26 protein-coding genes are annotated in these 26,317 nt (G+C 35.0%); 15 read left to right on the forward strand and 11 right to left on the reverse strand.

The features are described from left to right. Positions 1–31: 31 nt before the first annotated feature. The 4 genes from BXY58_RS07200 (at position 32) to BXY58_RS07210 (ending at position 1,917) form a co-directional block, all read left to right on the forward strand. Positions 32–367, forward strand: a complete 336-nt coding sequence (locus BXY58_RS07200; RefSeq protein ID WP_120213158.1) for a HopJ type III effector protein — start codon at positions 32–34, stop codon at positions 365–367. A gap of 85 nt (positions 368–452) precedes the next feature. Then, complete coding sequence (locus tag BXY58_RS07205) at positions 453–1,460, forward strand: helix-turn-helix transcriptional regulator (protein ID WP_120213160.1); 1,008 nt, start codon at positions 453–455, stop codon at positions 1,458–1,460. Between the two features lie 41 nt (positions 1,461–1,501). Beyond that, positions 1,502–1,624, forward strand: a complete 123-nt coding sequence (locus BXY58_RS17135) for a hypothetical protein (protein WP_262891342.1) — start codon at positions 1,502–1,504, stop codon at positions 1,622–1,624. Between the two features lie 128 nt (positions 1,625–1,752). Continuing rightward, on the forward strand, positions 1,753–1,917 hold the full coding sequence (locus tag BXY58_RS07210) for a phosphatidate cytidylyltransferase (protein ID WP_120213162.1): 165 nt from the start codon (positions 1,753–1,755) through the stop codon (positions 1,915–1,917). A 39-nt stretch (positions 1,918–1,956) separates the two neighbouring features. Here the strand turns inward: BXY58_RS07210 and BXY58_RS07215 are convergent, their stop codons facing one another. Continuing rightward, positions 1,957–2,244 carry a rhodanese-like domain-containing protein gene (locus tag BXY58_RS07215; RefSeq protein ID WP_120213164.1) on the reverse strand — a complete coding sequence of 96 codons (288 nt, stop codon included), beginning with the start codon at positions 2,242–2,244 and terminating at the stop codon, positions 1,957–1,959. A 113-nt stretch (positions 2,245–2,357) separates the two neighbouring features. On the opposite strand from BXY58_RS07215, the gene queG reads away from it, so the two are divergent. From queG to alaS, 4 genes are all read left to right on the forward strand, one after another. After that, positions 2,358–3,284 (forward strand): tRNA epoxyqueuosine(34) reductase QueG, encoded by a 927-nt coding sequence (gene queG, locus BXY58_RS07220; RefSeq protein ID WP_120213166.1) that lies wholly within the window; start codon positions 2,358–2,360, stop codon positions 3,282–3,284. A 220-nt stretch (positions 3,285–3,504) separates the two neighbouring features. After that, on the forward strand, positions 3,505–4,185 hold the full coding sequence (locus BXY58_RS07225; protein ID WP_120213167.1) for a TIGR02117 family protein: 681 nt from the start codon (positions 3,505–3,507) through the stop codon (positions 4,183–4,185). Between the two features lie 3 nt (positions 4,186–4,188). After that, positions 4,189–4,833 carry a hypothetical protein gene (locus BXY58_RS07230; RefSeq protein WP_120213168.1) on the forward strand — a complete coding sequence of 215 codons (645 nt, stop codon included), beginning with the start codon at positions 4,189–4,191 and terminating at the stop codon, positions 4,831–4,833. Positions 4,834–4,895: 62 nt separating this feature from the next. After that, positions 4,896–7,499 (forward strand): alanine--tRNA ligase, encoded by a 2,604-nt coding sequence (gene alaS / locus BXY58_RS07235; RefSeq protein ID WP_120213170.1) that lies wholly within the window; start codon positions 4,896–4,898, stop codon positions 7,497–7,499. Positions 7,500–7,665: 166 nt separating this feature from the next. Here the strand turns inward: alaS and BXY58_RS07240 are convergent, their stop codons facing one another. The 4 genes from BXY58_RS07240 to BXY58_RS07255 all read right to left on the reverse strand — a co-directional run bounded on the left by BXY58_RS07240 (position 7,666) and on the right by BXY58_RS07255 (position 12,211). Then, positions 7,666–8,148 carry a SixA phosphatase family protein gene (locus tag BXY58_RS07240; protein ID WP_120213172.1) on the reverse strand — a complete coding sequence of 161 codons (483 nt, stop codon included), beginning with the start codon at positions 8,146–8,148 and terminating at the stop codon, positions 7,666–7,668. Positions 8,149–8,221: 73 nt separating this feature from the next. Next, a complete protein-coding gene (locus BXY58_RS07245) occupies positions 8,222–10,516 on the reverse strand; it encodes a GH92 family glycosyl hydrolase (RefSeq protein WP_120213174.1) in 2,295 nt (764 codons plus the stop codon). A gap of 105 nt (positions 10,517–10,621) precedes the next feature. After that, positions 10,622–11,563 carry a ketopantoate reductase family protein gene (locus BXY58_RS07250; protein ID WP_229728384.1) on the reverse strand — a complete coding sequence of 314 codons (942 nt, stop codon included), beginning with the start codon at positions 11,561–11,563 and terminating at the stop codon, positions 10,622–10,624. A 66-nt stretch (positions 11,564–11,629) separates the two neighbouring features. After that, a complete protein-coding gene (locus BXY58_RS07255) occupies positions 11,630–12,211 on the reverse strand; it encodes a Crp/Fnr family transcriptional regulator (protein ID WP_120213178.1) in 582 nt (193 codons plus the stop codon). Between the two features lie 132 nt (positions 12,212–12,343). On the opposite strand from BXY58_RS07255, the gene BXY58_RS07260 reads away from it, so the two are divergent. From BXY58_RS07260 to BXY58_RS07280, 5 genes are all read left to right on the forward strand, one after another. Next, entirely contained in the window at positions 12,344–13,603 is a 1,260-nt protein-coding gene (locus BXY58_RS07260; RefSeq protein ID WP_147366818.1) for a hypothetical protein, read from the forward strand. Positions 13,604–13,614: 11 nt separating this feature from the next. Continuing rightward, complete coding sequence (locus BXY58_RS07265) at positions 13,615–14,175, forward strand: LemA family protein (RefSeq protein WP_120213182.1); 561 nt, start codon at positions 13,615–13,617, stop codon at positions 14,173–14,175. Then, positions 14,159–14,545: a hypothetical protein gene (locus BXY58_RS07270; protein ID WP_120213184.1), complete on the forward strand. Its 387-nt coding sequence runs from the start codon at positions 14,159–14,161 to the stop codon at positions 14,543–14,545. Before BXY58_RS07265 ends, BXY58_RS07270 begins: the two co-directional genes overlap by 17 nt. A gap of 126 nt (positions 14,546–14,671) precedes the next feature. After that, positions 14,672–15,082: a hypothetical protein gene (locus tag BXY58_RS07275; RefSeq protein ID WP_120213185.1), complete on the forward strand. Its 411-nt coding sequence runs from the start codon at positions 14,672–14,674 to the stop codon at positions 15,080–15,082. Between the two features lie 467 nt (positions 15,083–15,549). Further along, on the forward strand, positions 15,550–16,176 hold the full coding sequence (locus BXY58_RS07280; protein ID WP_308659100.1) for a TetR/AcrR family transcriptional regulator: 627 nt from the start codon (positions 15,550–15,552) through the stop codon (positions 16,174–16,176). Positions 16,177–16,243: 67 nt separating this feature from the next. Here the strand turns inward: BXY58_RS07280 and BXY58_RS07285 are convergent, their stop codons facing one another. Next, on the reverse strand, positions 16,244–17,830 hold the full coding sequence (locus tag BXY58_RS07285) for a S8/S53 family peptidase (RefSeq protein ID WP_244926046.1): 1,587 nt from the start codon (positions 17,828–17,830) through the stop codon (positions 16,244–16,246). A gap of 148 nt (positions 17,831–17,978) precedes the next feature. On the opposite strand from BXY58_RS07285, the gene BXY58_RS07290 reads away from it, so the two are divergent. After that, positions 17,979–19,109 carry a DegT/DnrJ/EryC1/StrS family aminotransferase gene (locus BXY58_RS07290; protein WP_120213188.1) on the forward strand — a complete coding sequence of 377 codons (1,131 nt, stop codon included), beginning with the start codon at positions 17,979–17,981 and terminating at the stop codon, positions 19,107–19,109. Positions 19,110–19,134: 25 nt separating this feature from the next. After that, positions 19,135–20,154, forward strand: coding sequence for a UDP-glucose 4-epimerase GalE (galE, locus tag BXY58_RS07295; RefSeq protein WP_120213189.1), 1,020 nt, complete (start codon positions 19,135–19,137; stop codon positions 20,152–20,154). A gap of 34 nt (positions 20,155–20,188) precedes the next feature. Here the strand turns inward: galE and BXY58_RS07300 are convergent, their stop codons facing one another. From BXY58_RS07300 to BXY58_RS07320, 5 genes are all read right to left on the reverse strand, one after another. Further along, complete coding sequence (locus BXY58_RS07300) at positions 20,189–20,845, reverse strand: NAD(P)H-binding protein (RefSeq protein WP_120213270.1); 657 nt, start codon at positions 20,843–20,845, stop codon at positions 20,189–20,191. A gap of 168 nt (positions 20,846–21,013) precedes the next feature. Then, positions 21,014–21,523, reverse strand: a complete 510-nt coding sequence (gene idi, locus BXY58_RS07305) for an isopentenyl-diphosphate Delta-isomerase (protein ID WP_120213190.1) — start codon at positions 21,521–21,523, stop codon at positions 21,014–21,016. A 301-nt stretch (positions 21,524–21,824) separates the two neighbouring features. Beyond that, positions 21,825–22,601, reverse strand: a complete 777-nt coding sequence (gene rsmA, locus BXY58_RS07310) for a 16S rRNA (adenine(1518)-N(6)/adenine(1519)-N(6))-dimethyltransferase RsmA (protein WP_120213191.1) — start codon at positions 22,599–22,601, stop codon at positions 21,825–21,827. Positions 22,602–22,761: 160 nt separating this feature from the next. Further along, complete coding sequence (locus BXY58_RS07315) at positions 22,762–23,889, reverse strand: lactonase family protein (RefSeq protein WP_120213192.1); 1,128 nt, start codon at positions 23,887–23,889, stop codon at positions 22,762–22,764. 61 nt (positions 23,890–23,950) lie between these two features. Continuing rightward, positions 23,951–26,263, reverse strand: a complete 2,313-nt coding sequence (locus BXY58_RS07320) for a DUF5686 family protein (protein ID WP_120213193.1) — start codon at positions 26,261–26,263, stop codon at positions 23,951–23,953. Positions 26,264–26,317: the final 54 nt, after the last annotated feature.

The raw sequence follows: 26,317 nt of genomic DNA on the forward strand, positions 1-26,317 counted from the left end.
ATGACTTTTATGGTCTTAAAAAACTTTATATATGTTAATAGAACAACTGAAAAACTCTCCGGAAACCATTGATTTCAAAAGTGTCATTGCATTTATCGATGAGAATTATGATTTTACGCCAACGAAATTCGCGAATGGAAATACGGTTAACGAAGCCAATCAAAACAATGGTTCGTGCAAACTTTTCAGTTTTGCTCAATTGCATCAACTTTCAAAAGAAGAAACTTTGTCTTTGTTCGGAGATTTCTACAGAACAGATGTTTTGAAAAACCCACAAGGAACCGATCATCAGAATATCAGAAATTTTATCAAGTTTGGTTGGGACGGGATTTCGTTTGAAGGCGAAGCTTTAAGGAAAAAAGATTAGGATTTATTGGAGTTTAGAAAATTGTCAAATTTTACGGCAATTCAAATTCATTTATAATTCATAATTAATCATTTATAATTATTCTATGTCTTCCAACAAAAATGCATTAATCCGCTACAAAACCTTAGACAAATGTCTGAAGAATAAGTACAAAAAATATACTTTAGAAGATCTGAAGGACGAATGTTCCGAAGCTTTGTTTGAGTTTGAGGGCAAAGAATCTTTTGTCAGCAAACGAACTATTCAATTGGATTTGCAGAATATGCGGAGTGAGAAATTCGGTTATGAAGCGCCAATTGAAGTTTATGAAAAAAGATATTACCGATACAGCGATCCGGATTACAGTATTCATAATATTTCAGTTAATGAAAGTGATTTGAAAGCAATGAATAATGCCGTTCAGATTCTGAAACAATTTAAGGATTTTTCGATGTTTAAGGATATGAATGGAGTGATTCAAAAGCTTGAAGATTCGATTCATTCAACCAATCAAAAATCAATCATTCATCTTGACAAAAATGAACAACTAAAAGGACTGGAATATATCGATATTTTGTACGAGAGTATTCTAAATAAAAAAGTCCTGAAGATTCTTTACAAAAGCTTCAAGGCGCGCGAGTCCAATTATTTTACAGTACATCCTCAGCTACTGAAAGAATATAACAACCGTTGGTTTCTTATTTGCTGGTGCAAAAATAGCATCATGAACCTTGCACTGGACAGAATAGAAGAGATTGATGTGGATGAAAAAACCGAATATATTGACAAGGATTTCAATGCAGACCGGTATTTTGGAGAAGTGATCGGTGCAACCGTTTCCGAAACGCAGCGCCCGCAGAATGTGATTTTCTTTATCGCCAGAAAGCATGCACCTTATGTCAAGACTAAACCTTTTCATCATTCTCAGGAGATTGTTAAAGAAGAAGAATCCGGAACGACTTTCAAAATTTGTGTTCAGCTGAACTTTGAGTTGGAGAGAATGATTCTGGGAATGGGGGAATTTATCAAAGTTTTAGGACCTCGAAAACTGAAGCAAAGAATCTATAAAAGTTTAAAAGAAGCTGTTCAGAATTATGTTCCTGATGAAAATTAATAATGGCTTACTTCTTGTAACAATCTTAAAAATTTAAAATTATGAAATCAAGATTGTTAAGAATGGCTTTGACTTGGGTTGCGCCAATTGTTATTGGATACATCGTGAAAAAAATTGAGGAACGCTTTAACAAGCCAACTCCAAAAGCTATCAAAGCATCATAAACCACCGCTGAATTTCAGCGGTTTTTTATTTTGAAAAATAACAGCAAATTCAAACATAAAACCATTTTTAACTGATAGAAATACCATTTTGGCTCAAGTTTTGAATTTTTCTCAGAAATAAATAAATTATGAAAAGATATCTTAATATTCTTCCATTATTCTTAATCTTAGGAATTCTGACAAGTTGTGAAGCAATAGAAACTATTTTCAAAGCCGGAATGTGGTGGGGAATTATCCTCGTAGTTGGCGTTATCGGCTTAGTTATGTGGTTGTTATCGAGGGGTAAAAACTAAAAAGCGGGAACATTCCCGCTTTAATTTTTATAATTAAACCTAAAGATTATCTAGAGTTTCCTTTAGATCGTTGTATCCGCCACCGTTGTAGACATCGGTCATTCCTTCAGACTTGAAGTATTCCGTAGCTTTTCCTGATCTGTTTCCCGATCTGCAGAAAAAAATTTTGGTTCCACTTAGATTGAGAACTTCCTGTTTTCTTTCTTCCAATTCTCCCAATGGTATATTTTGAGCTTCCTCTATGTGTCCGTCCACTTCCAATTCCATAGGTTCACGAACATCAATTAAATGATAGTTTCCTGCTCTTAATACGTCTTCTATTGCCATAATTTCTAAATTTTACTGTTTGATGCTAACAAAACTACAATTTAAATTTTTAAAAAATTGAATATACTCCGATAAAAAATATCAATTTTTAAAATATTAATTTTGCAGTTCCAATGAGTAGTAAAGAGAAATACAGCAATCTGATAAAATCCAAAGCTTTGGCTTTCGGGTTTCAGTCTTGTGGTATTTCCAAAGCTGATTTTCTGGAAGAAGAAGCGCCGCATCTGGAACAATGGCTGAGGAACAATTTCCATGGCGAAATGAAGTATATGGAGAATTATTTCGACAAACGTCTCGATCCGAGATTGTTGGTAGAAGGTTCCAAATCTGTGATTTCTCTGAGTTACAATTATTTTCCTGGAGAGGTTCAGACCAATCAGGATTATAAACTGGCAAAATATGCTTACGGTGAAGATTATCACGAGGTTATTAAAGAAAAACTAAGAAAACTGGTTGCTGAACTTCAGCAAGAAATAGGGGAGTTCTCTTTTCGTATTTTTGTAGATTCTGCGCCGGTTTTGGAAAAAGCCTGGGCAAAGAAATCCGGAATTGGCTGGGTTGGTAAAAACTCGAATCTTATTACAAAAAAAAATGGGTCTTTTTATTTTTTAGCGGAGATTATTTGTGATTTAGATTTAATCGAGGATTATCCTGTGACAGATCATTGCGGAAGTTGTACAAAGTGTATCGACGCTTGTCCAACTCAAGCAATTATTTCCGATAAAATCATTGACGGAAGCAAATGTATTTCTTACGCCACAATTGAACTGAAAGATCAAATTCCGGATTTTTTCAGAAATAAAATGGAAGACTGGGTGTTTGGTTGCGATATTTGCCAGGATGTTTGTCCGTGGAATAGATTTTCTGCTCCTACATTAGAGGAGAAATTCAAACCGAATTCTGAGATCAAAAACTTTACAAAACAAGAGTGGAAAGACATCACCCAAGAAGTTTTCTCTTCGGTTTTCAGAAAGTCGGCGGTTAAACGGACCAAGTTTGCTGGTCTCAAACGTAATCTTGATTTCTTATCAGAAGAATAAAATTATCGCTTTTTCTGAGATCTTTTTGGGGCAACTTTAACTCTGATTTTTAATCTTTTGTTGGATTGGCGTTTTTTCGGCATATTTTGGTGTTATTTTGTTATTAAATTTCAATAAAAATTTCAATAAAACCAAGATTTATTAAAAAAAATTAACATTTTGATTTTGTATCATAAATTTTACTAACTTTATAGTTGGACGCTCTGGCAAAAACCATAGAATGAAAAAAACATTATTTCTAATTCTTAAAATAATCGGCTTCTTGATTGGAGTCGTTTTTTTATACATCATATTAGGTTTATTACTTCCGATGATTCCTGTAAAAGCTAAGAAAACTGATGATCCTAAAACTATAGAAGCTTATATTTTAACCAATGGTGTCCATACCGATCTGGTCGTTCCTGTGAAAACAAAATATATAGATTGGAGCCAGAAACTGCCTTTCGAAAATACGAAAGGGAAAGATTCTGATCAGGATTATATTGCATTCGGTTGGGGCGATAAAGGTTTTTATCTGGACACACCAACTTGGGCTGATCTCAAATTTTCTACTGCTTTCAAAGCGGCGTTTTGGCTCAGCGAATCGGCGATGCATTGCACTTATTACAAAAAAATGACTGTTGCGGATGATTGTAAAAAAATAATGCTGACAGAGAAACAATATCAAGATTTAATCAAATTCATAGATGATAAGTTTGATAAAGATTCAGCTGGGAAATATATTTTGATAAAAACTGATGCCGTTTACGGCAATAATGATGCTTTTTACGATGCAAAAGGCAGTTACAATTTTGCTTACACTTGCAACACTTGGGCGAATGATGGACTAAAAGTTGCCGGTCAAAAAGCTGCATTCTGGACACCTACAGATTTTGGGATTTTTAGACATTATAAAAATTAAAAATTGAGAAAGATTTTCTATGTTCCAGGCTTGATAAGCGCTTGCATGATTCCAATTCTATTTTGGTTTTATGGAAATCGAAAATTTGAGGAAGTTAATGTCGGAGTAATTGATATTGTTTTGCCTGCGAAAGTTCATTCGACAAGTTCAAAGGAAGAGAAAGATCGAATTTATCAAAATTCTTTTGAACCGTTAAGAAATTGGGACTACAAAAAGATTGTTGTAAAACCAAATACTGCAAGACAAAATTCAGATTTTTATATTTCTGAAATTAAAAATTTACAGCAAAGAAATGTGAAAGAAACAGGAATTGAATTCATTATAAATGATGACAATTCTTATGATGATCTTATTTCTTTACTCAATGATATGGCAATCTCTAAACATGAAATGTATGGATTAGATTTAGATAAAAGCGGGCATTTTTTCGCTTTAGTTAATTATAGAGATCCAAATACGATAGAAATGGAATATGAATGTTTGCTTTGTAATGATGTTATTTATGATGAATATAAACCTTCTTTTTTTGACGATTTTCAGTTCTATTTACAAAAGTTTTCCAAAGAGAGCTTCTATCTAGTTTTCGGTTTTTTGATTTTCGTAAATATTTCAATGTTAAGTATTAAAGAATCTCTACAAAAACATTAAATTTGCCAACCAAAAGTTGATTATAAAAACCATCAACTGACAATCAACAACTGACAAAAAAAATGACTTCACAAGAGATAAGACAGCAATTTTTAGATTTTTTCAAAAGCAAAGAACATTTGATCGTTCCTTCTGCGCCAATTGTCCTGAAAGATGATCCAACACTGATGTTTTCCAACTCCGGAATGACACAGTTTAAGGATTATTTTCTAGGTTACAAAGAACCGAAATCATCCAGAATTGCCGATACGCAAAAATGTCTTAGAGTTTCCGGAAAGCATAACGATTTGGACGATGTTGGTCGTGACACTTATCATCATACAATGTTTGAAATGCTTGGGAACTGGTCTTTTGGTGATTATTTCAAAAAAGAAGCGATTACTTGGGCTTGGGAATTATTGACAGAAGTTTATAAAATTCCGAAAGAAAATCTTTATGTTACTATTTTTGAAGGTGACGAAAATGAAAACCTTGAAAGAGATACAGAAGCTTACGATTTGTGGAAGCAATTCATTTCGGAAGACCGAATCATCAATGGAAATAAGAAAGATAATTTCTGGGAAATGGGTGCAAGCGGACCTTGCGGACCTTGTTCAGAAATCCACGTTGATTTAAGAACTGCTGAAGAAAAAGCGAAAGTTTCAGGATTAGAATTAGTAAATAACGATCATCCTCAAGTTGTTGAGATCTGGAATCTCGTATTTATGCAATTCAACAGAAAAGCGGACGGATCTCTGGAAAATCTTCCGGCAAAACACATCGATACAGGGATGGGTTTTGAGCGTCTTTGTATGGCACTTCAACAGAAAGAATCCAATTATGACACCGATGTTTTCACACCTTTGATTGCTAAGGTTGAGGAACTTTCCGGTAAAAAGTATACAGGAATTTTAACCGACGAAAAAGATATTGCAATCCGTGTGGTTGTAGATCACATCCGTGCAGTTTCGTTTGCGATTGCAGACGGACAGCTGCCTTCCAATGGTGGTGCAGGTTATGTTATACGTAGAATTTTGAGAAGAGGAATTTCTTACGCTTACAGATTCTTAGATAGAAAAGAACCTTTTCTTTATCAATTAGTTGCTGTTTTACAAGAGCAAATGGGCAAATTCTTCCCGGAATTGGAAAAACAAGGAACTTTGGTCACCGAAGTGATTAAAAGTGAAGAAGAATCTTTCCTTAGAACGATTGAAACAGGTTTAATCAGAGTTGATAAATTAATTCAGCAGACGATTTCTGAAGGTAAAAAAGTATTGCCGACAGAAGAAGTTTTTGAATTGTATGATACTTACGGATTTCCTGATGATTTAACAAGAATTATTGCGGAAGAAAAAGGATTAACCATCGATGAAGCTGGATTTGAACAGGCTTTAAATCAACAAAAGCAGCGTTCTAAAGCAGATTCGGCTCAGAAAGTTTACGATTGGGTAACTTTAGAAGAAAAACCAGAAAACTTTGTAGGTTATGATCAATTAGAATCGGAAACTTACATCACAAGATACAGAAAAGTAGAAAATAAAGACGGCGAATTTTATCAAGTTGTTTTAAGTGATTCGCCATTCTATCCGGAAGGCGGAGGACAAGTCGGCGATAAAGGAACGCTTGAAAATGCAACCGAAAGCTTTGAAGTTTTGGAAACTAAAAAAGAAAACGGATTGATTATTTCTTTGATCAACGCGCTTCCAAAAGATGCTGGCGCAGTTTTCTATGCCAAAGTGAATGTGCCTGACAGAAAAAATTCTCAGGCAAATCACTCTGTAACGCATTTGTTACACGAGGCTTTGAGAGAAGTTCTCGGAACTCACGTGGAACAAAAAGGCTCTTATGTTGGTCCGGATTATTTGAGATTCGATTTTTCTCATTTTTCTAAAATGACTGACGATGAATTAGCTTTGGTGGAATCAAAAGTGAATGCTAAAATCAGGGAAAATATCGCGTTGCAGGAATTCAGGAATATTCCGATTCAGGAAGCTTTGGATAGAGGTGCAATGGCGTTGTTTGGTGAGAAATATGGTGACAATGTCAGAATGATTCAATTTGGAACTTCGAAAGAACTTTGTGGAGGAACGCACGTGAAATCTACGAGTGAAATTGGTCATTTTAAAATCGTTTCAGAAAGTTCTGCGGCGGCTGGAATCAGAAGGATTGAGGCTATTTCCGGTGAAAAATCAGAAGAATATTTCAAGAATTTGGAAACTCAGTTTACAGAGATTTCTCAATTGTTGAAATCAAAAGATTTGGCAAAATCAATTGAGAAATTGCTGGAGGAAAATTCTGCTTTGAAGTCTGAAATTGAATCTTTCAAAAAAGAAAAAGCGAAAGGTGAAATCCAAAATTGGAAAAACGATTTCGAAGATAAAAACGGAAAAAAATTATTGGTTAAGAAAACTTCTCTGGATGCAGGTTCTGTAAAAGATATCGTTTTCCAATTGAAAAAAGAAATTCCAAATTCTATTACAATTATTATTTCTAATGCTGGCGAAAAACCAATGATTACAGTTGGTATTTCTGCAGATTTGGAAGCAAGTTACCACGCAGGAAATATCGTAAAGGAATTAGCCAAAGAAATCCAAGGCGGTGGCGGCGGTAATCCAGGTTTTGCTACTGCTGGTGGAAAAAATCTTGACGGAATTGAAAATGCTTATCAGAAAGCTTTGGAAATATAAATTTCTAATCATATAATTAGAAAACGCCCAAATCTGGGCGTTTTTTTATTGAATTGTATTTTGGAACTTAGAATTGTACGCAGCCCGGCTTGAACGGAGCTCTTTTTCTTTTTGATAAAAAAGAAAAAAGCGGGAGTGGAAGACGGATTAAGCTGCCCAAATTATTTTATTGATTAAAGTTCTTCGGCGAATAGAAATATAAAAACTTCTTTTTTGCCGTTTCGAAATCGCTCCATTTGTCGCAGTCGATTTGATAAGCTACCACACCGGAAGTTGGTAAATTTACAATCTCATCGGAAAGTGAATTGGCAAAATTGGAAATCCCGTTGTTGTGAGAAAACAAGGCTAAACTGTTGACACTGTCATCCGTATCAAATATAACTGAGAGAAAATTTTCCTCAGAGGGTCTGTAGAGTTTTTCTTTTGTACTGTAATCCTTTCCGTACACCTGAGAAAATAACTCACAAGTCTGTTTGGCTCGCACAGCAGGACTTGAGACAAAACTGTCAATGTCTATATTGTTGAATCTGAGAAACTCAGCCATCTTCGGAGCGTTTGTTCTCCCAAGTTCGGTTAATGGTCGATCGAAGTCATCTATATCTTCCGGCCAGTCACTCTTGGAATGTCTAACAAGTAAAAGTGTTTTCATTCAAAAAGGGTTTAATCAAATAAAATTAGTAAAAAAAAAGATGGTAAAATAATTTGCGGAAATTATTTATATGCTATTTGTCAGATGTACTCATAGAAAATGGTGCGTCGGAATCCCGGATTCCTCTTTCTGTATTGGGTTTTGAAACCATGTCGAATTTTAATTTTGCACCTTTCAGCAGGTCAAAATGATCAATCCAGTTTTTAGAATAATTTTTTCCATTGAGTTTTAATTGATTAATGTAAATGTTGCTTTCCGAATTTTTGGGTGCATCAATTTGAATGGTCTTACTATTTTCCAGATCGATCTTAATCGATTTAAAAAGTGGAGCGCCCAGAACATATTGTGTACTCGCTGGCGTAACCGGATAGAATCCTAAAGCCGAAAAAACATACCAGGCAGAAGTTTGCCCATTGTCTTCATCTCCACAATAACCGTCAGGCGTTGGCTTATATAATTTGTCCATCGCCTGTCTTACCCAATATTGTGTTTTCCAAGGCTGACCGGCATAATTATACAAATAAAGCATGTGCTGAATTGGTTGATTCCCGTGTGCATATTGTCCCATTCCTACGATTTGCATCTCCCGCATCTCGTGGATGACTTCTTTATAATAATTGGTATTAAATGTCGGAGGCATCACAAATACAGAATCCAGCATTTTAGCAAACTTATGCTTTCCTCCCATTAATTCCTTCAATCCTTCAATATCCTGAAAAACGCTCCACGTGTAATGCCAACTGTTACCTTCTGTGAAAGCATTTCCCCATTCGAAAGGATCAAAGTTTTCCTGGAATTCACCATTTTTCTTTTTACCTCGCATCAGATTGTATTTCGGATCGAAAAGCTTTTTGTAATTCATAGCTCTTGATTTGAAAGGTTTCAGCTCTTCTTCAGATTTATTCAAAGCTTTCCCGAATTCGTAGATCGCATAATCATCATAAGCATATTCCAAAGTTCTGGCTGCACTTTCATTAATCCCAGTATCCGTCGGAACATAACCGATAGAATTGTAATCTGCTACACCTTTTCTGCCGATTGCGCTCATTGGACCTTCGTTGTTAGCGCCATGTTTCAGAGCTTGCCAAAGAACTTCAGCATCATAACCTCTAAGACCTTTGAGATAAGCATCAGAAACAACCGAAGCAGAATTGTTACCAATCATAATATCCGCAAATCCCGGGCTGCTCCATTCCGGTAAAAAACCGCCTTCCTGATACGCTGAAATCAAACCTTTTTGCATTTCAACATTGATAGATGGATAAACCAGATTCAGAAGAGGGTAGAGCGCCCTGAAAGTATCCCAAAAGCCAGTTCCACCGAACAAATATCCGGGCATTATTTTTCCATTGTAAGGACTGTAATGCTGGATGTTTCCGTTTCTGTCTTTCTCATAAAGTTTCTGAGGAAATAGTACGCTTCTGTAAAGGCAACTGTAGAATGTTCTTGCCTGATCAATGCTTGCACCTTTGATTTGGATTTTATTCAAAGTCTGATTCCAGATTTCTTTGGCTTCGGATTTTACCTGGTCAAAAGATTTACCTTTGGATTCTTCCAGATTAATTTCTGCTTGTTCCGGATTGATAAACGATGATGCGACTCGGATTGTGATTTGTTCTCCTTTTTTAAGTTGAGGAAATTTGACCAGACTTCCCGCGTGATCAGCTTTGATTTCAAGATTCAATTTTTGGATTTCTGTTCCGCTCCAGACATTTTGGGAAACAAAATCTCTGTCAAACTGAATCACAAAATAATTTTTGAAATTCTCCATTTTTCCTCTCGAATATCTTGTAGAATAGCCGATGATTTTTCTTTCAGAAGGAATAATCTTCACATAAGAACCTCGGTCAAAAGCATCCAAAAGAATCTGAGCCTGATTGGTTTCCGGAAAAGTAAAACGCATCATTGCTGAACGTTCTGTCGGTGCAATTTCTGTCCAGACATCGTAATCTGCGAGATAAACTTTGTAATAATAAGGATTTACAACTTCTGTCTTATGAGAAAACCAGCTTGCTCTTTTTTCCTGGTCTATTTCAGGATTTCCAACGATTGGTAAAATGGAAAATTGCCCATAATCATTCATCCAGGGTGATGGTTGATGAGTTTGTTTAAACCCCTGAATTTTATTCGAGTTATAAGTGTATTGCCAGCCATTTCCGTTTTTACCGGTTTGCGGCGTCCAATAATTCATTCCCCAAGGTAACCCGATAATTGGATAAGTATTGCCATTCGATAATTCGTACGAAGATTGTGTTCCCATCAACGGATTAACGTAATCTACGGGATTTGTAATCCAATCTTTCATTTCTTGAGATTTGAAGGCTAAAGAAAGAAAACTGCAAAAAAGGAATAGCTTGATTTTGGACATTCGAGATTTATTTATCTCAAAAATAATAAATAATATTTGTGAATTTTCAAATAAAAAAGCAACAATCGTAAATATTGCTGCTTCTATAAATCATAATGAAAATAATTATTTGCTTTGAATTATTTCCTTTAACTCATTATAAATCTTCTCCGTAAAAGGTGTTCTAATATTCAGTTCTTTTCCGTAATTAATAATCGCTCCTGCAAACAATTCCAATTCGCTATTTTCTTTTTTTACATTGATGTCAAGTTGTAAAGATGTTGGAGTGGTTGGAGGAAAAGTCATTGCTTTTTCAAAGGTTTTTTCAATAATATCATCTGGTAAATTAATTCCTTTTTTGTCAGCAATCAGTTTCACTTCTTTCATTATTTTCGTTGTTTCCTGTTTTTGAATTTCATCTGTGCAGACTGTCCCGATTGAAGAATTATATTTGGCTGTAACCAATCCAAAACTTGATACAAAAAAGAATTTGGTCCAGATATCAGCAAAAGAATTATCTTTAAAATCGAAATCAATTTGACTATTTTTCATCAGTTCAATAATCCAATTAATCTCTGTTGAAAGATGGGCTGGATCTTTTCCAAAAATCAGTTTTCCGGCTTTACCTTTATGTTCTACAATTCCTTTTTCTTTGATGTGAGAAGCGACGTAAACACAAGCCGGTAAAATCGTATTATCAGGAATAATTTTTCTGACTCTGTCATAGATATCTGCACCGTTCATCAATGGAAGCAGAATGGTTTTATTTGTAATAACTTGCTTCAATTGATTGCAGACATTTTCCAAATCATATTCTTTCACACAAATCAAAATCAGCTCAGGATCATTGATTTCAGAAATATTCTGTAAGACGTGATTCGGTTTTGTAACACTGTTTGGATGTTCCGGAGAAAGTAATGTCAATCCATTATTTTTTACAATATCATAAGTTTGATTTCTCGCGATGAAAGAAATCGTAAACTGATTTGCCGTTTCATTAAATTGATTGATCTTAAACCCGAAATAACCGCCAACACCGCCAAGTCCTACAACTACTATATTTTTCATTCTCATTAATTTTTTGTCAAAAGTAAAATACTTGCAACGTAAGTCCGATTGTCAAATGACAAAAAATCAGATTTTAGTAATTTCTTTCCGGATTCTGCTGAGCGAACTGTTGGTAATTCCGAGATAAGAAGCAATGACTTTCAGTGAAACGTGCTGGAAAACGTGTGGATGTTCTTTTAGCAATTTCAGATATCGGGTTTCTGCTTTTTGGCTCGTCAGTTCAATAACTCGGTCATTCAGTCGATAATAATTAATGACAAACAAAAGCCTGCTGAATTCCCGGAAATCAGAAATGTTATGAAAATTTTGCTGAACATTTTCCAGTCCGGTTTCCCAAAACCAACAATCAGTAATTGTTTCGTAGATTTCTTTTGTTGGTTGTTGTTTGAAGAATGATAAAAAATCATTCACGAAGCAAGGCGCAAAAAAGATATTGGTTGTAACTTCCTCATTGTCTTCATTGATAATGTAAGAACGGACATAGCCTTTTTCCAGAAAATAAGTTTTGGTGCTGATAATTCCGTTATCCAGGAGAATCGTATTTTTCTCCATAGAAAATTGGGTAAAGGTCTTTGTAATCTCTTCCACAACGTCCTTTTCTATCGGAAATAAGGAATGGAAATAATTGTTGATGCTTGTTTTGTCCATAGTATTAAAACAAATTTACAATAACTCCAATTATCGGTTAAAATTAAATATCTTTATCCGTGTAAAATCAATACGGTTGGCACTTTTGTTGATGCCAAAAAAGTCAAAATAATAAAAAACTAGTAACCTTTGATGGACGACTTCCTTGCATTTTATAACACTCTAGAAGTTGATAAAGGTCTCATAGTAATGCTGATGCTGATGCTGATGAGTTTCTTTGTTGCTATTTTCCATACTTTTATTTTAATTGGATTATACGAAATCAATCTCAAACCAAAATGGCTGTTTTTTGTACTAAATCCATTATCAGTTGGGCTTTGCTCGCTGTATGATAACAAGTTAGCTGCATTAGTAGCAATCGGTTTGTTTCTTTCGGTTTTTGTTTTGGGGATTGTCGGGATGATCTATGCGATGATCAGGAGCTCTTATCAAAGTTCCAAAGAGGAAAGCGAGCGGAGAGAAAGAGCAGGATTAGCTAAAATTCCGCTTTGGAAAAAAATTCTTTATTCTGTATCAGGATTGTTGTTTTTTGGTTTTGTTCTTACGTTGGGCGTCCCTTATTTCATCCTGATTGTTTTTATTATTCTTCCGTTTTTAACTTCGATTTTTAAGCCCAGTAATAAGAAAAGATTTTACAGAATTCAGCGCACATTACCCACTTCCAATATTCGTTCTGTTGCGATGGGTTTGGCAGAGATTTCCGGAACCGTGAAGATGATTGAGCCGATGATTTCGCGTATTGGTAAAAAAGAATGTATTGGTTTTCTTTATACAATAGAGACTGTTTCGACGGATAAAGATGGAAAGGATTCCTATTCTTTAGAATCTTCGGAAACGATTTGTAAACCGTTTTATGTACAAGACAAATCCGGACAAATTAAAGTTATAACTGAAGGCATTGAATTTATTGATTTTGAAATCGATGAACGATACCAATCCTCAAACAAGCGCTATACGCAATATCTCCTTAAAGAGAATATGGAAGTTCTCTTGATTGGTAAAGCAAGTGTGAAAGAAAATAATAAACCTGTCTTTGAGAAAGAGGAAATCAAAAATGTGTTCGGGATTGCAACTGTGGAAAGTGTTGATAATCATAATACGTTGCGTCCTATTTTACAGTCGGCGGGCTATTTCATTTACTTTTGGGTGATTCTGATTGCATTGATTTTTTTAACGCCTGTGAAACTGAGAAATAATCAATTGGAGATCGGGAAAATAAATCTGGATTTGCCTTTCCAGAATTCCAAACCGGTGAAATCACTGGATGATTTTTATGATAATATCTACGACAGTTACGAATCTAAACCTGAAGAAGAAATATATTCTCAACCAGCTTCAGGTGCTGAACCGGTTCCTGCGACAGAGTCAACACAATCAAAACAAACTGAATAAAAATAAAAACTATGATACAAATTTTCGCTTACGTCATTATCGGATTGGTCGTCTTGGGATTACTGAATGTGATTGTTTCCACTTACAACAGATTAGTAATGTTAAAGAATAATGTCGATAAATCTTTTGGAAATATCGATGTCCTGTTGAAACAACGAGCAGACGAAATTCCAAATCTAATCAAAGTGGTCAAAGAATCTATGAAATTCGAAGAATCAATGTTGACGAAACTAACGGAGCTTCGGACTCAATTTCTAAATGCTAATTCGACCGAGGAAAAAGTGGAATTGTCGAACCAAATGCAGAATCAGTTGAAATCAGTTTTTGCAGTAGCGGAAAATTATCCTGATATCAAAACCAGTCAGAATTTTCAATTGCTTCAAGGTCGTGTTTCTCAAATCGAAGATGCAATCGCAGACAGAAGAGAATTTTATAACGAAAGCGTTACGATGTACAATATTGGTATCGCAGAATTCCCTAATCTACTGCTTGCCAAACCAATGATGTACGGCAAAAAACAGTTACTTCAAATCTCTGAACAAGAAAAAAAATACGATGGAGTTGCCTTTTAACATCATAGATATTCTACAGAATATCGAAGCTGAGCCAGGTATTTTGGTAGCTTTCGCTGCTTTTCATCCATTTGCGCTGCTGTTGTTGCTTATTCCGCTCGGGATTTTTAAAAAGATAGGGATTTACAAACCTGCTCAAGAATTGGGATTATTTGGCTTTTCTATAGTAGTTATTATGATGGTTGGTTGGTTGATGGGTTTTGTTTCCCAAATTTTATTGATGTTTATGGGCGTTTCAGGCCTGAAAATGTTGCTGATTTATTTCTCGATGTATCTTTGTATTACTGCATTTGTAGTAGTTAATGTAAGAGGTTTGAAGAAGAAATTTGAGCAAGATCAATTGAAGAAAAAAACGTGGCTTAAGCCTTAATGAAGAAATCTATGATCATATTTAATTGGTAATTTAGTAATTATCAATATTATTTACTTTTTAATAACAATTAAAGCTTCCGATGGCATAAATTATGTTTATAACCCGATAACCAAATTATAAACTATGTCAATAAAATTAAAGCTAGCGCAATGTAATCAATGCAAAGGATATCGTTCTTCTACTGTAGTTAATCCAAAAGATATCCATCATCCGGAAGTTGTAGATCATTATTTTTATCACGGTGAACCTTGGTTTACGTTTAACTCTGAAACTTTTGAGAAATCTGTTAATTATTCTGACATAACAGTTAAGGTTGTTGATCTTAAAGATCACTTTCAAAATGATCTTTGTTACTGTACTTGTCAGCATGTTACAGCGAAAAATAAGGATTTTTTCTACTACACTATTCCAGGAAAAGGACAAGTGAAGACTATAGATTTCATAGAAGATTTTGAGAATGATATTTACTTCCGTGATCTTTATATTATTTACAACAATTATCATCAGGATATTCCAAAACGTCAAGCTATTTGAAACAATTATATTTTCTGAATTTATTCAATATAAAAAGCAGTAATCATCATTACTGCTTTTTTAACAACATAAAATTACCCCAACGTTTTATTAATCGTTAAAAGATAAAGTAATATTTTAAAATGATTTTAAATGTGAGACAATTCTTTAATTGAGATTGGATTTTGTGTTTTTGCCGCTTATGTAGATGTAGGATTTTAGTTTATAAAACTAAATTCCATTCGATAATCAATTCTGTATTAAACTATTTTTAATCTGCTTCATATTTATTTTACAATAGAAAGCTTATCAGGAAAAAGTCAAATGTAAAATGAAGACAGGAGAAAAATAAGTTTTCATGGTTATTAGTTAAAATCGTTTTTAAAGAATTTTGAAATCAAGCAAAGCTAAAAATCGTACAAATATAATCAAAGTCACCAAATGGTGATAATAAAAATTGTTAATTTTGCGAAGATCAAAAAGTGATGATGGAAGAGACCACAAAAACCCGTGTGAAAAATAAAGAAAAAAGCAAACAACAGTTTATGGATGCTGTTGGAACAATTTTAAAAACAAAGGGTTATAAATATCTTAAAGTGAATGAAATTGCTGCGACTGCCGGGCTTGATAAAAAGTTGATCTATAATTATTTCGGTGGAACAGAACAGCTTCTGGATGAATATATCAAGACACAGGATTTTTGGAGTAATGTGAAAGAAGAAGATTCGGCAGAAGAAATTACCGATGGCGGACAGGCGTTCGTAAAACAAATGTTGTCTCAACAATTCGATTTTGTAGCAGCGAATAAGGAACTTCAAAAAATTCTGCTTTGGAGACTTTCCGAAGAACGGACATCACTCAGAAAATTGACAGAAGGGCAGGAAAAAAATGGTGAAATTTTATTCAAGAGCATTACAGATCCGCATTTCAATGATAAAAGTGAAGAGTTTCGAGCAGTAATAGCAATCCTGATTTCCGGCGCCTATTACCTTAATATGTATTCAGAGATCAACGGTAGTATATTTTGTGGTCTGGATTTGAAAACAGAAGCGGGAAGGTCTAAGATAAAAGATGCTTTGAGCCTATTGGTTGATAAAACGTATGAAAATTTATAACTTAATTTGTTATGCAATGGTATCAAAAAAGTCTGTTTTAATTTCAAACAGACTTTCTCTTTTCTAATTATTCCTTTATCAGTTTTTCAACAATCTCTCCAGAATCGGTTTTGATTTTTAGAAGATAATTTCCTTTTGATAATTGGGTAATGTTTACTTTATTAGAAACATCAGTTTTAATTAATCTTCCTAAAATATCGTAGATTTCGACAGATTTTAGGGTTTTATCAGAAGTAATATTAATGAAATCTTTAGCAGGATTCGGATAAAATTTAATATTAGTTTTAGTAATATCTTTTAAGCCTAAAGTCTGATAGGTTTTATAGAAATTCAGAATTCCGTATCCCATTTGAGCTGATGGATTTGGATAAAGAGAAGCGTTTTGTCTTAGTCTTGTTTTGATTTCCTCTCTGGAAATATTATTAGGTAAAGATTGTAAAAGACAAGCAACCGCACCGGCAGCTACAGGATTTGCAAGAGAAGTTCCGCTGGCTTGGGTTACTTGGCTTCCATATACTGTGTAAGTTTCTGATCCTCTAGCCGCACCATCTGGTTTTATTACTCCCACAGAATTTGGTCCAAATGAAGAAAATGACGAAACTTGTCCCTGATTATTCACCGCTCCAATTGTAAAAACTTTAGCATTATCTGCTGGTGTCGAAATATAATGCCAAGCATTTGCACCCTCATTTCCAGCAGCAAAAGTTACAAAAATTCCTTTTTCAGCAGCAATTTGCGCACCTCTTGCGATGAAAGATGTTGTTCCGTTCATATCTGCATAAGTGTAATCATATCTACTGTCATCAAATTCTGTGTAGCCCAACGAAGTAGAAATTACATCTACACCTTGTCTGTCAGCCTCTTCCGCAGCTTCTATCCAATAGAGTTCTTCCTCTGGCATTTCATTAGCACCGTCTTCCGAAGCATAGAGATAGAAGTCTGCATCCGGTGCTGTTCCAACAAATTGATTATTCAGATAACCTCCAATAGCTCCCATACAAATGGTTCCATGAGTGTTTAATGATGTATTATAAATATCTGTACTCTTATTGATGAAATTATAACCACCTTTGATTTGTCCGTTATCTCGCAGTCTTTTGAACGCATTACCTATATCTACCGAAGGAAAACCCGTATCAATCACCGCAATAGTCATTCCTGCTCCGGTAAATCCTGCAACGTGAAGTGCGCGAGCATTAATTTGATTAATTTGCGCTAACCCACCTCCATAATTAAAAACAGTTTCAATACTTTTTTCCGCAATTTCCTGATTAAACTGTTTGAATTTTTCCAGCTTTTCTTTGCGTATTCCTCCATTCGGATTTTTGACAAAACTTTCGACGTGATCCACATAAGACTGTTGAGATAAAGTTTGGATTTGAGCAGAAGTAGCATTCACAGCGACACCATTCAGCCATTTGGAATAATCGGTTACCGTAAATCCAAGATTTTTTACGTTTTGAATATAAGAAGGCTCTATCGGCGCATCTTGATCACTCAGTGCAATTCCAAGATTAGTTCTTCTGTCAAGAGATTTCTGGGTTAATTCTGACAAAGGGTTGGCATAAAAAGCTGCTTTGTTGGGTTTGTCCTTGAAGAAAACAAAGACCAATTCAGTTTGAGCGCTTATTGTCAACGAAAAGCCAACTGACAAAATTGTAAAGATTTTTCTCACGTTTCGGGGAATTAGATTTTTTAAACTGATAAATAAATGTAAATTTACAAAATAATGTTCTTGCTTTTTAAATCGTTTATAAAATATCTAATGACGATTTTTGAGCATTCAATTTAAATATCAGCATATGAAAAAAATCCAAATGGTTGATTTACAAAGCCAGTATTATAAAATTAAAAGTGAGGTTGATAATGCGGTTCTTAATGTATTGGATTCTGCAGCTTTTATAAACGGCCCCGAAGTCAAATCTTTCCAATCGGATCTTGAAAATTATCTGGACGTAAAGCACGTTATACCTTGTGCTAATGGGACCGATGCTTTGCAAATTGCATTAATGGCATTGGATCTGGAAGAAGGTGATGAAGTGATTACAGCAGATTTTACATTTGCAGCAACGGTAGAGGTAATTCATCTATTGAAATTAAAATCAGTTTTGGTTGACGTAGATTATGATACTTTTACCATCGATACAGAAGCTGTAAGAAAAGCAATAACGCCAAAAACAAAAGCGATTATTCCTGTTCACCTGTTCGGTCAGTGTGGTAATATGGAAGAAATCCTGAAAATTGCCAAGGAACATAATCTCTATGTAATCGAAGATAATGCTCAGGCGATTGGTGCTGATTTTATTTTCTCGGACGGAACGCAGAAAAAATCCGGAACAATGGGAACAATTGGAACTACATCATTTTTCCCTTCCAAAAATTTGGGTTGCTACGGAGACGGCGGTGCCATTTTTACCAATGATGACGAATTAGCGCATAGATTGAGAGGTATTGTCAACCACGGGATGTACGAGCGTTATTACCACGATGAGGTTGGCGTTAATTCCAGATTGGATAGCGTTCAGGCTGCAATTTTGAGAAAGAAACTACCAAACCTTGATTCTTATAATGAAGCGAGAAGGAAAGCGGCAGATTATTATGACGAAGCGTTTGCCGGACACGAAAATATTTTGACACCCAAAAGATCGGAAAATTCAACACATGTTTTTCATCAATATACTTTGAGAATCACCAACGGAAAACGTAATGAATTACAACAATTCTTAACAGAGAAAGAAATTCCTGCGATGATTTATTATCCAGTGGCGCTTAGAAAACAGAAAGCTTATTTCCAAGACAGTAACCCAGCAGACTTCATCAATACGGATAAATTACTTGACCAAGTAATTTCTTTACCAATGCATACAGAATTGGACGAAGAGCAGTTGAAATATATTACAGATTCTGTTTTGGAATTTTTTGCAAAAAACTAATAATTCATAACTTATAATTAATTAAATGTCCATACTTGTAACAGGCGGTTTAGGTTACATCGGTTCTCACACGGTTGTTGAACTTATTAATCACAATTTTGATGTCATCATTGTAGATGATTTATCAAATTCTGAAAAATTCATACTTGATAATATCGAGGAAATCACAGGGAAAAGACCAATTTTCTATCCTTTCGATTTGAGAAGAAAAGAATTATTACAGCAAGTTTTCGAAGCGCACGATATCGAAGGTTGTATCAATTTTGCGGCTTCAAAAGCAGTAGGAGAGAGTATGACCGAGCCTTTAAAATATTATGAGAACAATTTGTTTTCATTGATTAATGTCCTTCAGGAATTTAAAGAAAGAAATATTTCCAACTTTATTTTCAGTTCATCCTGTACGGTTTACGGTCAAGCCGACAAAATGCCGATTGACGAGAATACGCCTTTGAAAGAAGCCGAATCTTCTTACGGAAAAACCAAACAAATGGGCGAAGATATCCTGAAAGATTTTTCTCGAGCCTATAACAAAAGGGTTACTCTATTAAGATATTTCAATCCAATTGGTGCGCATCCAACAGCTTTGCTAGGAGAACTGCCTGCAGGAATTCCAAATAATTTGGTTCCTTATGTTACGCAGACTGCCGCTGGAATCAGAGAAAAATTGAGCATTTGGGGTGATGATTATCCTACAGAAGACGGAACAGCTATTCGTGACTATATTTATGTTGTAGATTTGGCGAAAGCTCACGTTGCAGCTTTACAAAAACTGATGCATTCTGAGGAAGAAACAGTTTTGGATATTTATAATTTGGGAACAGGAAAAGGATCCTCGGTTTTAGAAGTGGTAAAAGCATTTGAATTAGCGAACGATGTAGCGGTTCCTTACCAGATTTGCCCAAGAAGAGAAGGTGACATTACAATTGCTTATGCTAATGCCGACAAAGCTGAGAAAGAGCTCAACTGGAAATCAGAAACCACTTTGGAAGAAGCGCTCAAAACCACTTGGGAATGGCAGAAATATCTGAAAGACAGAAATAATTAATAAACAAAAATCCAATCAAAGCAGATTGGATTTTTTATTGTGTTTTCTTCTCGGCAAAACTGAAAATATTATGAAGTTTTATTTCCGAAAAACTATTGGATTTAATTTTAGAAGCAACAATCATCGCTTTCGCTAATACAGAAGTTGGTAAAGGCTGTTGACTTTTGAATAGTCCTAATTTATTAAGGAATTTAATTGCTTTCAAACCTGTGATTTCCGCACTCCTATCAGAGTTTTTCCGTTCCAGCATTCCTGGTTTGAAGATAGTTGTCTTATCGAATTTCAGATTTTTCACAGCTTCCTCCAACTCACCTTTTATTCTGGAATAGAAGATTTTAGAATCAGGATTGGCGCCGTAGGCAGAAACCAGAATATAATCCTCTACACCGTTATCTTTCGCCGCTTTAGCAAAATTGAATTGATAGTCATAATCAATAACTTTTTGATTTTCTTTACTTCCCGCAGATTTCAGAGTTGTTCCAAGACAAGAAAAAGCAACATCGCCTTTCACAAGGTGTTTCCATTCTTCTGGATGGTCAAAATCCACAATATGCGCTATGACTTTTTCATTGTGAAAATCAGAACGTCGTCTCACAAAAATATCGATTTGTTCGAAGTCAGCATCTTCACAAAGTTGATTTACGAGGTCATTTCCTGTAGCACCGGTGGCACCAATTACCAAAGCTTTCATAAATAGAGATTTGATAATAAAGTTAAGGATTATTTTCGGGATTGAACTTTTGTAAGCTTTTATTTTTATAACCACAAAAGTAACAAAAGCTTTAAAATGCATGCGCCTTTCAAAAATTCAGAAAAGAAATGAAGTTCCAAATTCTTTGTGACTTTTGTGGTTGGAATTTCAATTTAGCTGATTCCGATATTCAGCCCAAATGATTTTAAACCATTCTGTAAAATTGTCCGGATTTTCAGAAATTTCAGTTTGTAAATCAGGAATAGAAACATACCGGATTTCCGAAACTTCTTCAGGATTCAAATCAAATTCTCCATCAAAGTTGCCTGTGAAAACATAATCCAACTCGTGTTCCCAAAGTCCTTCCCCAACATCTGCTTTGTAAATAAAATGGAATTTTTCCGTCAACTCACAATCGATTCCTAATTCTTCCTTAATCCGTCTTGTCGCTGCATCCAGGTAAGATTCGTTTAGCCTTGGATGAGAACAGCAGGCATTGGTCCATTGGTTGGGTGAATGGTATTTCTCTTCGGCGCGCTTCTGCAAAAGCATTTCTCCCTTTTCGTTGAACAGAAAAACCGAAAAAGCACGATGCAAAAGTCCATTTTCGTGCGCCTGCATTTTTTCCATTTGTCCCAAAACTTCATCCTGAGGATTGACCAAAACCACTTTTTCCATAGAACAAAAATAAGGATTTTAAAACAAATTTTTAGGAGCTATTTCCCGCTTTCCGTTACAATCTTTTTCTTTTCCTTATGTGAAAGAAAAGAAAAAGGATTTCCACTACAATCGGGGCTATTAGATTTGTCTTTTTTAGAACATTTGTCGATAATTAGAGCATTATGTATTAAAATAATCAGCATAATATTTGTCATTCCGTAGGAATCTCGACAGCGACGTTTAGATTCCTACGGAATGACAAATATTATGTTATAATTTAGTTTTTGATAAACACTCAAACACTCAAACACTCAGACACTCAAGCTCCCAAACTCACTTTCCACTCATTCGCAAACGCAATAAAATCAGCAACAGACAATTCTTCTGCTCGGATATCAAGGAAAGGATGAGACTTTATATTTTCAGGGATACCAAGAACTTTCAGAGCGTTGCTCATCTTTTTACGTCTTTGCCCAAAACCAGCTTTTACGATTTGTTTGAATAGAACCTCATTTCCAGCTAATCCTTCTTTCAAATTTCGGGTCATTCGGATGACGCCGGATTTTACTTTTGGAGGTGGATTGAAGACATTTTCGTGAACCGTAAAAAGATATTCCACATCGTAATAAGCCTGAACCAAAACTGATAGAATTCCGTAATCTTTTGTTCTCGGTTTTGCGGCGGTTCTTTCCGCCACTTCTTTCTGGAACATTCCGCTCATTTCTGGAACAAACTGGAAATTATCTATAATTTTAAACAAAATCTGAGACGAAATATTATAAGGAAAATTCCCAATCACAGCCAATTCTTCATCAAAAACTTCCGGAATGTTGATTTTCAGAAAGTCGCCTACAAAATGTTGTTCTTCAAGTTTAGGGTAATGTTTTTTGAGATAGACAATAGATTCTTGGTCGATTTCTGCAACATAGATTTCTGACTCTTTTTCGAGAAGGAATTTTGTAAGTACGCCCATTCCCGGACCAACTTCCAAAACTTTTTTGTAGCCTTCAAAAGATAATGAATCTACAATGTTGCGTGCGATATTCTGGTCTGTAAGAAAATGTTGACCAAGATGTTTTTTTGCTCTAACGTCCATTTTGCAAAGATAGCGTAATTATAGTAGAAATTATAAACCACAAAAGTCACAAAAGAAAGCGTAAAATGGATTTCTAAAAAAAACAAAAAGTTTATCTATTAAGATTTTTTTTGAATAGTTTGAGAAAATAAAACTTTGTGACTTTTGTGGTTAGAAAATATCAATACATCTTCGTTTTCACACAAGTCACATTTTTGATGTGGACAGGTTTTCCAACTTTCTTCAACATTCCGGTTTCTAAATTTCTTTTGAAAACAGTTACATCTTGCGAAATAACATTGGTCACAATAATGAACTTTCCAGTTTCATCAATCGCAAAAGTTCTTGGATGTTTTCCACCAGTTTTTTGATAACCGACAGATTCCAATTTTCCATCATTTAAGACTTTGAAAATTGCAATATTATTCTCTTTTCCTCTGTTCGTTGCATACAAGAACTTTCCGTCTGGCGAAATATGAACATCGGAACTTTCAAAACCTTCCTTGATTTTATCAGGATGTGTTGCAATTCTTTGGATTTCTTTCAGTTTGTTATCAGAAAAATCATAAACTGAAATCATCCCAGCCAATTCCTCAATAGAATATGCTCGTTTTCCATCTTTGCTAAAAGTGATGTGTCTTGGTCCGCTCCCAGGTTTTGTATTGATGAAAGTATTTTGGCTATCAATTAAAGGTTGCTTCTGATTGGCATCAAATGGATATTGCAAAATTTTATCCGCTCCCAAATCTGCAAAAAGTACAGTTTTAAAATCGGGCGAAAAAACGACAGAATGCGTGTGTGCTTTCTCCTGCCTTTTCGCATCAACACCACTTCCTTCCGTGAATTTGAAATGTTGCGCTATCGAATCTATTTTACCATTTTCAAGAAGAGGAAAAACAGAAATAGTAGCTTGATTGTATGTTGCATTAATAAGCCATTTTCCGCTTTTATCAACATTCACATAAACAGGATTTTCGCCGCCCGTTTTTTGTTGATTGAGAAAAGTTAATGTTTTCTTATCGGCATCAAATGCAAAAGAACTTACTGTTCCATAATTCGGAGTTTTGGCATCAGAAGATGCGTAAACGTATTTCCCGTCAGGCGAAACTGTGATATAACCTGGATTGATAACGTCAGAAGATGAAGCAACTTTAGTCAGTTTTCCGGTCTCGTGATCGAGTTCGTAAACATAAACCGCTTCCGAACCTTTGTCCCAATTGTAAGAACCAAAAAACACAAATTGTTTTTGTGAATAAAGATTTGTGAAAATTAAGAAACTTAATAATAGAAAAATTTTTTGGAATTTCATGGTGACGAATTAATCTGGAATTAAACATTTACAGAATTAAACCTGTATTGTCACAAATTTCCTAAAAATTCATCTGGAAACCAAACTGAACACCGAATTTTCTTACATCGGTATTAGTTGTTTTGTGGTTCAGGTAATTTCCTCTCCAATTAAAATCGATTCTCATAATTCTGAAATTGCCCCAACCAATATTCTCAATTCCAAAACCATATTCGTAGTAAGGTTTTTCAGGTGTACTGAGATTAATGTTTCCAGCATTCATATTGATAGATTCTTGTCTCAGGCTTCCTACACCGGAGCGGAAAAATGCTACTTCTCTTAATTTTAGTTTTTTAATCAAAGGGATTTGAGATAAAATTTTTCCATTGAAATGATGTTCCAAAAACAGAACAGCATAAGAATCAGCAACAAATTCGTAATAATTCATCAAAGAGAAAACACCGCGAACTAATCCATAAGATTGGTTGGCAGGCATCACATTTTGCAAAGCGAGTGGAAGCGCATCAAAGTTTTTACCAGCTTCAACATTCGCAAATAATCTTCCCCAATTTCCTAAAATCACAGGTTGATAATAATAGAATTGTAATTTGTTGTAATTAAAATCAGAATTAAAAACGCCACCAACGCCTTTTGTGTATTTTAATATCAAAGTTGGATTATTGGCCAGAGCCGTCATCTCATAACGATCAACACCATAAGTGGAAAATTTGATTCCAGGTCTTGCGATAATTGTTGCCGTGAATCTCGTATCATTCAAATCTGTTCGCAAAACGCCGCCTCTGTAATAATTGATATTGAATAAGTTGGAATCAGCAGATTCGATGCTTTGCTGTGTGGCATCCAGACGCAATTGGATATTTTTCCAAGGCTCAATACTTGTATAAAGACTTGTTTGTTTGACAGAACTCATAGAAGTCGTTTCGCCACTGTTAAGTACAGAAGAAGAAGCAAAAGACCTTGTCATAATTCCCTCGTCCGTAGTCAACTGAACGCCTAATTGTAAAACATCTTTTCTAAAGCCTGCACCAACCTGAAAACGATTGGTCTTATTGAACATATATTTGGCTTCACCTCCAAATTTCCATTTTTGATCCCGGAAACCGTAAGCAGTGTAACCCTGGATTCGCCACATATCGTTTTTTCCGCGATAGGTTCTGAAACCGCCTCGGAGTCTTGTTCCTTCGATGTCGTTATAACCAAAAGACTGAAAAATATTCCCGAAATCAATACCACTTTTCCCGATAGGAATATAGCCCGAGTTTCCGATTTCTACGATTTTGACAATTTTTTTGTACTTCGGATTATGTTCTAACTCGTCGTACATTTTGTAGATATTCTGCTGGCTGGTTGTTAGTGCTTCAGTTCTGTTGGCTTGCCAATATTCTTCGTCTTTAGCAACCATTTCATCTTCCGGAACAACGATTTTATTGAGGAAGTCATCCGTTAATCCTTTGTCAAATTGATAATCGGAATAGTTGGCAACTCTTTTTGCAAGTACATATTTTGCTTTTTCCTTATCATTAAGAACCAATTGCAGAGTTGTTTCATTTCTGACTGGGATAAAAGTAGAATCGTCAGGATTATCAAATTCCAAATCTGTAGCAATGTTTTTTACGAAATTGATATTAATTTTTTTATTCGTTTCCATCTCCACTTTCATCACATTGTATTTGTCCATAGAAATGTAAAGTCGCCCTTTCAGAGCCAATGCATCCTGATTTTTAGGCGTGAATCGAATCTCGTAAGATTTAACGGTATTAACTTCAATCGTATCCGTGATATTATAATCGAAAATACCGAAACCGTCTCTGGAGACAGGACTTACAAAACCGATATTCAGATAATTAATCGTGTTGTCATAAATATTGATATCCTGATACATATTCTGTATCGTCTTGGATACGATCTGATTGTTTTTCAATCCCGAAAGCCTTGTTGCAACCAAATCTTTGCGTTCTTTCTTCGGATTATTTTTACCATAAACATTGAAGATGCTTTCTGTGATGAAGATAGGAAGAACCGCTTTTCCCGCAATCTCGGAAGAATCATTGTATTTGAAAATGATAGAATCCATTCCACGAAACGCTTTTTTCTTGGTAAAAGCGCTATCAATATTGTCCAAACGAAAATCGATTTTCTCGTAAGTTTTGTATTGATAATCTTTGTGGAGCAGAAGTCCGTTGGATTTTTTCTTTTTCCAGACTTCCTGCATAATAGCATAAGCCGGGTTTTCTTTTTTGTTCTTATATTTTTTGACGCCTTTGATAACGACGTTTTCGATTTCATTCTCTTTTTCGGTTTGCGAAAACAGCAATCCGGAACAACAAATCAGGAAAAAAGAGAGAATAAATTTATAATCAAGCATCGATTTCATCTAGCATTAACCTTTTAATAACTATTTTTTATTTTAAATATTGTATCGATGAAA

This window comes from Epilithonimonas arachidiradicis (genome assembly GCF_003610695.1).
Taxonomy (GTDB): domain Bacteria; phylum Bacteroidota; class Bacteroidia; order Flavobacteriales; family Weeksellaceae; genus Epilithonimonas; species Epilithonimonas arachidiradicis.

Excerpts from the sequence above, each read along its gene's own strand:
- BXY58_RS07200 (WP_120213158.1), top strand. The coding sequence starts at position 32 with ATGTTAATAGAACAACTGAAAAACTCTCCGGAAACCATTGATTTCAAA.
- BXY58_RS07205 (WP_120213160.1), top strand. The coding sequence starts at position 453 with ATGTCTTCCAACAAAAATGCATTAATCCGCTACAAAACCTTAGACAAA.
- BXY58_RS17135 (WP_262891342.1), top strand. The coding sequence starts at position 1,502 with ATGAAATCAAGATTGTTAAGAATGGCTTTGACTTGGGTTGCGCCAATT.
- BXY58_RS07210 (WP_120213162.1), top strand. The coding sequence starts at position 1,753 with ATGAAAAGATATCTTAATATTCTTCCATTATTCTTAATCTTAGGAATT.
- BXY58_RS07215 (WP_120213164.1), bottom strand. The coding sequence starts at position 2,244 with ATGGCAATAGAAGACGTATTAAGAGCAGGAAACTATCATTTAATTGAT.
- queG (WP_120213166.1), top strand. The coding sequence starts at position 2,358 with ATGAGTAGTAAAGAGAAATACAGCAATCTGATAAAATCCAAAGCTTTG.
- BXY58_RS07225 (WP_120213167.1), top strand. The coding sequence starts at position 3,505 with ATGAAAAAAACATTATTTCTAATTCTTAAAATAATCGGCTTCTTGATT.
- alaS (WP_120213170.1), top strand. The coding sequence starts at position 4,896 with ATGACTTCACAAGAGATAAGACAGCAATTTTTAGATTTTTTCAAAAGC.
- BXY58_RS07240 (WP_120213172.1), bottom strand. The coding sequence starts at position 8,148 with ATGAAAACACTTTTACTTGTTAGACATTCCAAGAGTGACTGGCCGGAA.
- BXY58_RS07245 (WP_120213174.1), bottom strand. The coding sequence starts at position 10,516 with ATGTCCAAAATCAAGCTATTCCTTTTTTGCAGTTTTCTTTCTTTAGCC.
- BXY58_RS07250 (WP_229728384.1), bottom strand. The coding sequence starts at position 11,563 with ATGAAAAATATAGTAGTTGTAGGACTTGGCGGTGTTGGCGGTTATTTC.
- BXY58_RS07255 (WP_120213178.1), bottom strand. The coding sequence starts at position 12,211 with ATGGACAAAACAAGCATCAACAATTATTTCCATTCCTTATTTCCGATA.
- BXY58_RS07260 (WP_147366818.1), top strand. The coding sequence starts at position 12,344 with ATGGACGACTTCCTTGCATTTTATAACACTCTAGAAGTTGATAAAGGT.
- BXY58_RS07265 (WP_120213182.1), top strand. The coding sequence starts at position 13,615 with ATGATACAAATTTTCGCTTACGTCATTATCGGATTGGTCGTCTTGGGA.
- BXY58_RS07270 (WP_120213184.1), top strand. The coding sequence starts at position 14,159 with ATGGAGTTGCCTTTTAACATCATAGATATTCTACAGAATATCGAAGCT.
- BXY58_RS07275 (WP_120213185.1), top strand. The coding sequence starts at position 14,672 with ATGTCAATAAAATTAAAGCTAGCGCAATGTAATCAATGCAAAGGATAT.
- BXY58_RS07280 (WP_308659100.1), top strand. The coding sequence starts at position 15,550 with ATGGAAGAGACCACAAAAACCCGTGTGAAAAATAAAGAAAAAAGCAAA.
- BXY58_RS07290 (WP_120213188.1), top strand. The coding sequence starts at position 17,979 with ATGAAAAAAATCCAAATGGTTGATTTACAAAGCCAGTATTATAAAATT.
- galE (WP_120213189.1), top strand. The coding sequence starts at position 19,135 with ATGTCCATACTTGTAACAGGCGGTTTAGGTTACATCGGTTCTCACACG.
- BXY58_RS07300 (WP_120213270.1), bottom strand. The coding sequence starts at position 20,845 with ATGAAAGCTTTGGTAATTGGTGCCACCGGTGCTACAGGAAATGACCTC.
- idi (WP_120213190.1), bottom strand. The coding sequence starts at position 21,523 with ATGGAAAAAGTGGTTTTGGTCAATCCTCAGGATGAAGTTTTGGGACAA.
- rsmA (WP_120213191.1), bottom strand. The coding sequence starts at position 22,601 with ATGGACGTTAGAGCAAAAAAACATCTTGGTCAACATTTTCTTACAGAC.
- BXY58_RS07315 (WP_120213192.1), bottom strand. The coding sequence starts at position 23,889 with ATGAAATTCCAAAAAATTTTTCTATTATTAAGTTTCTTAATTTTCACA.
- BXY58_RS07320 (WP_120213193.1), bottom strand. The coding sequence starts at position 26,263 with ATGAAATCGATGCTTGATTATAAATTTATTCTCTCTTTTTTCCTGATT.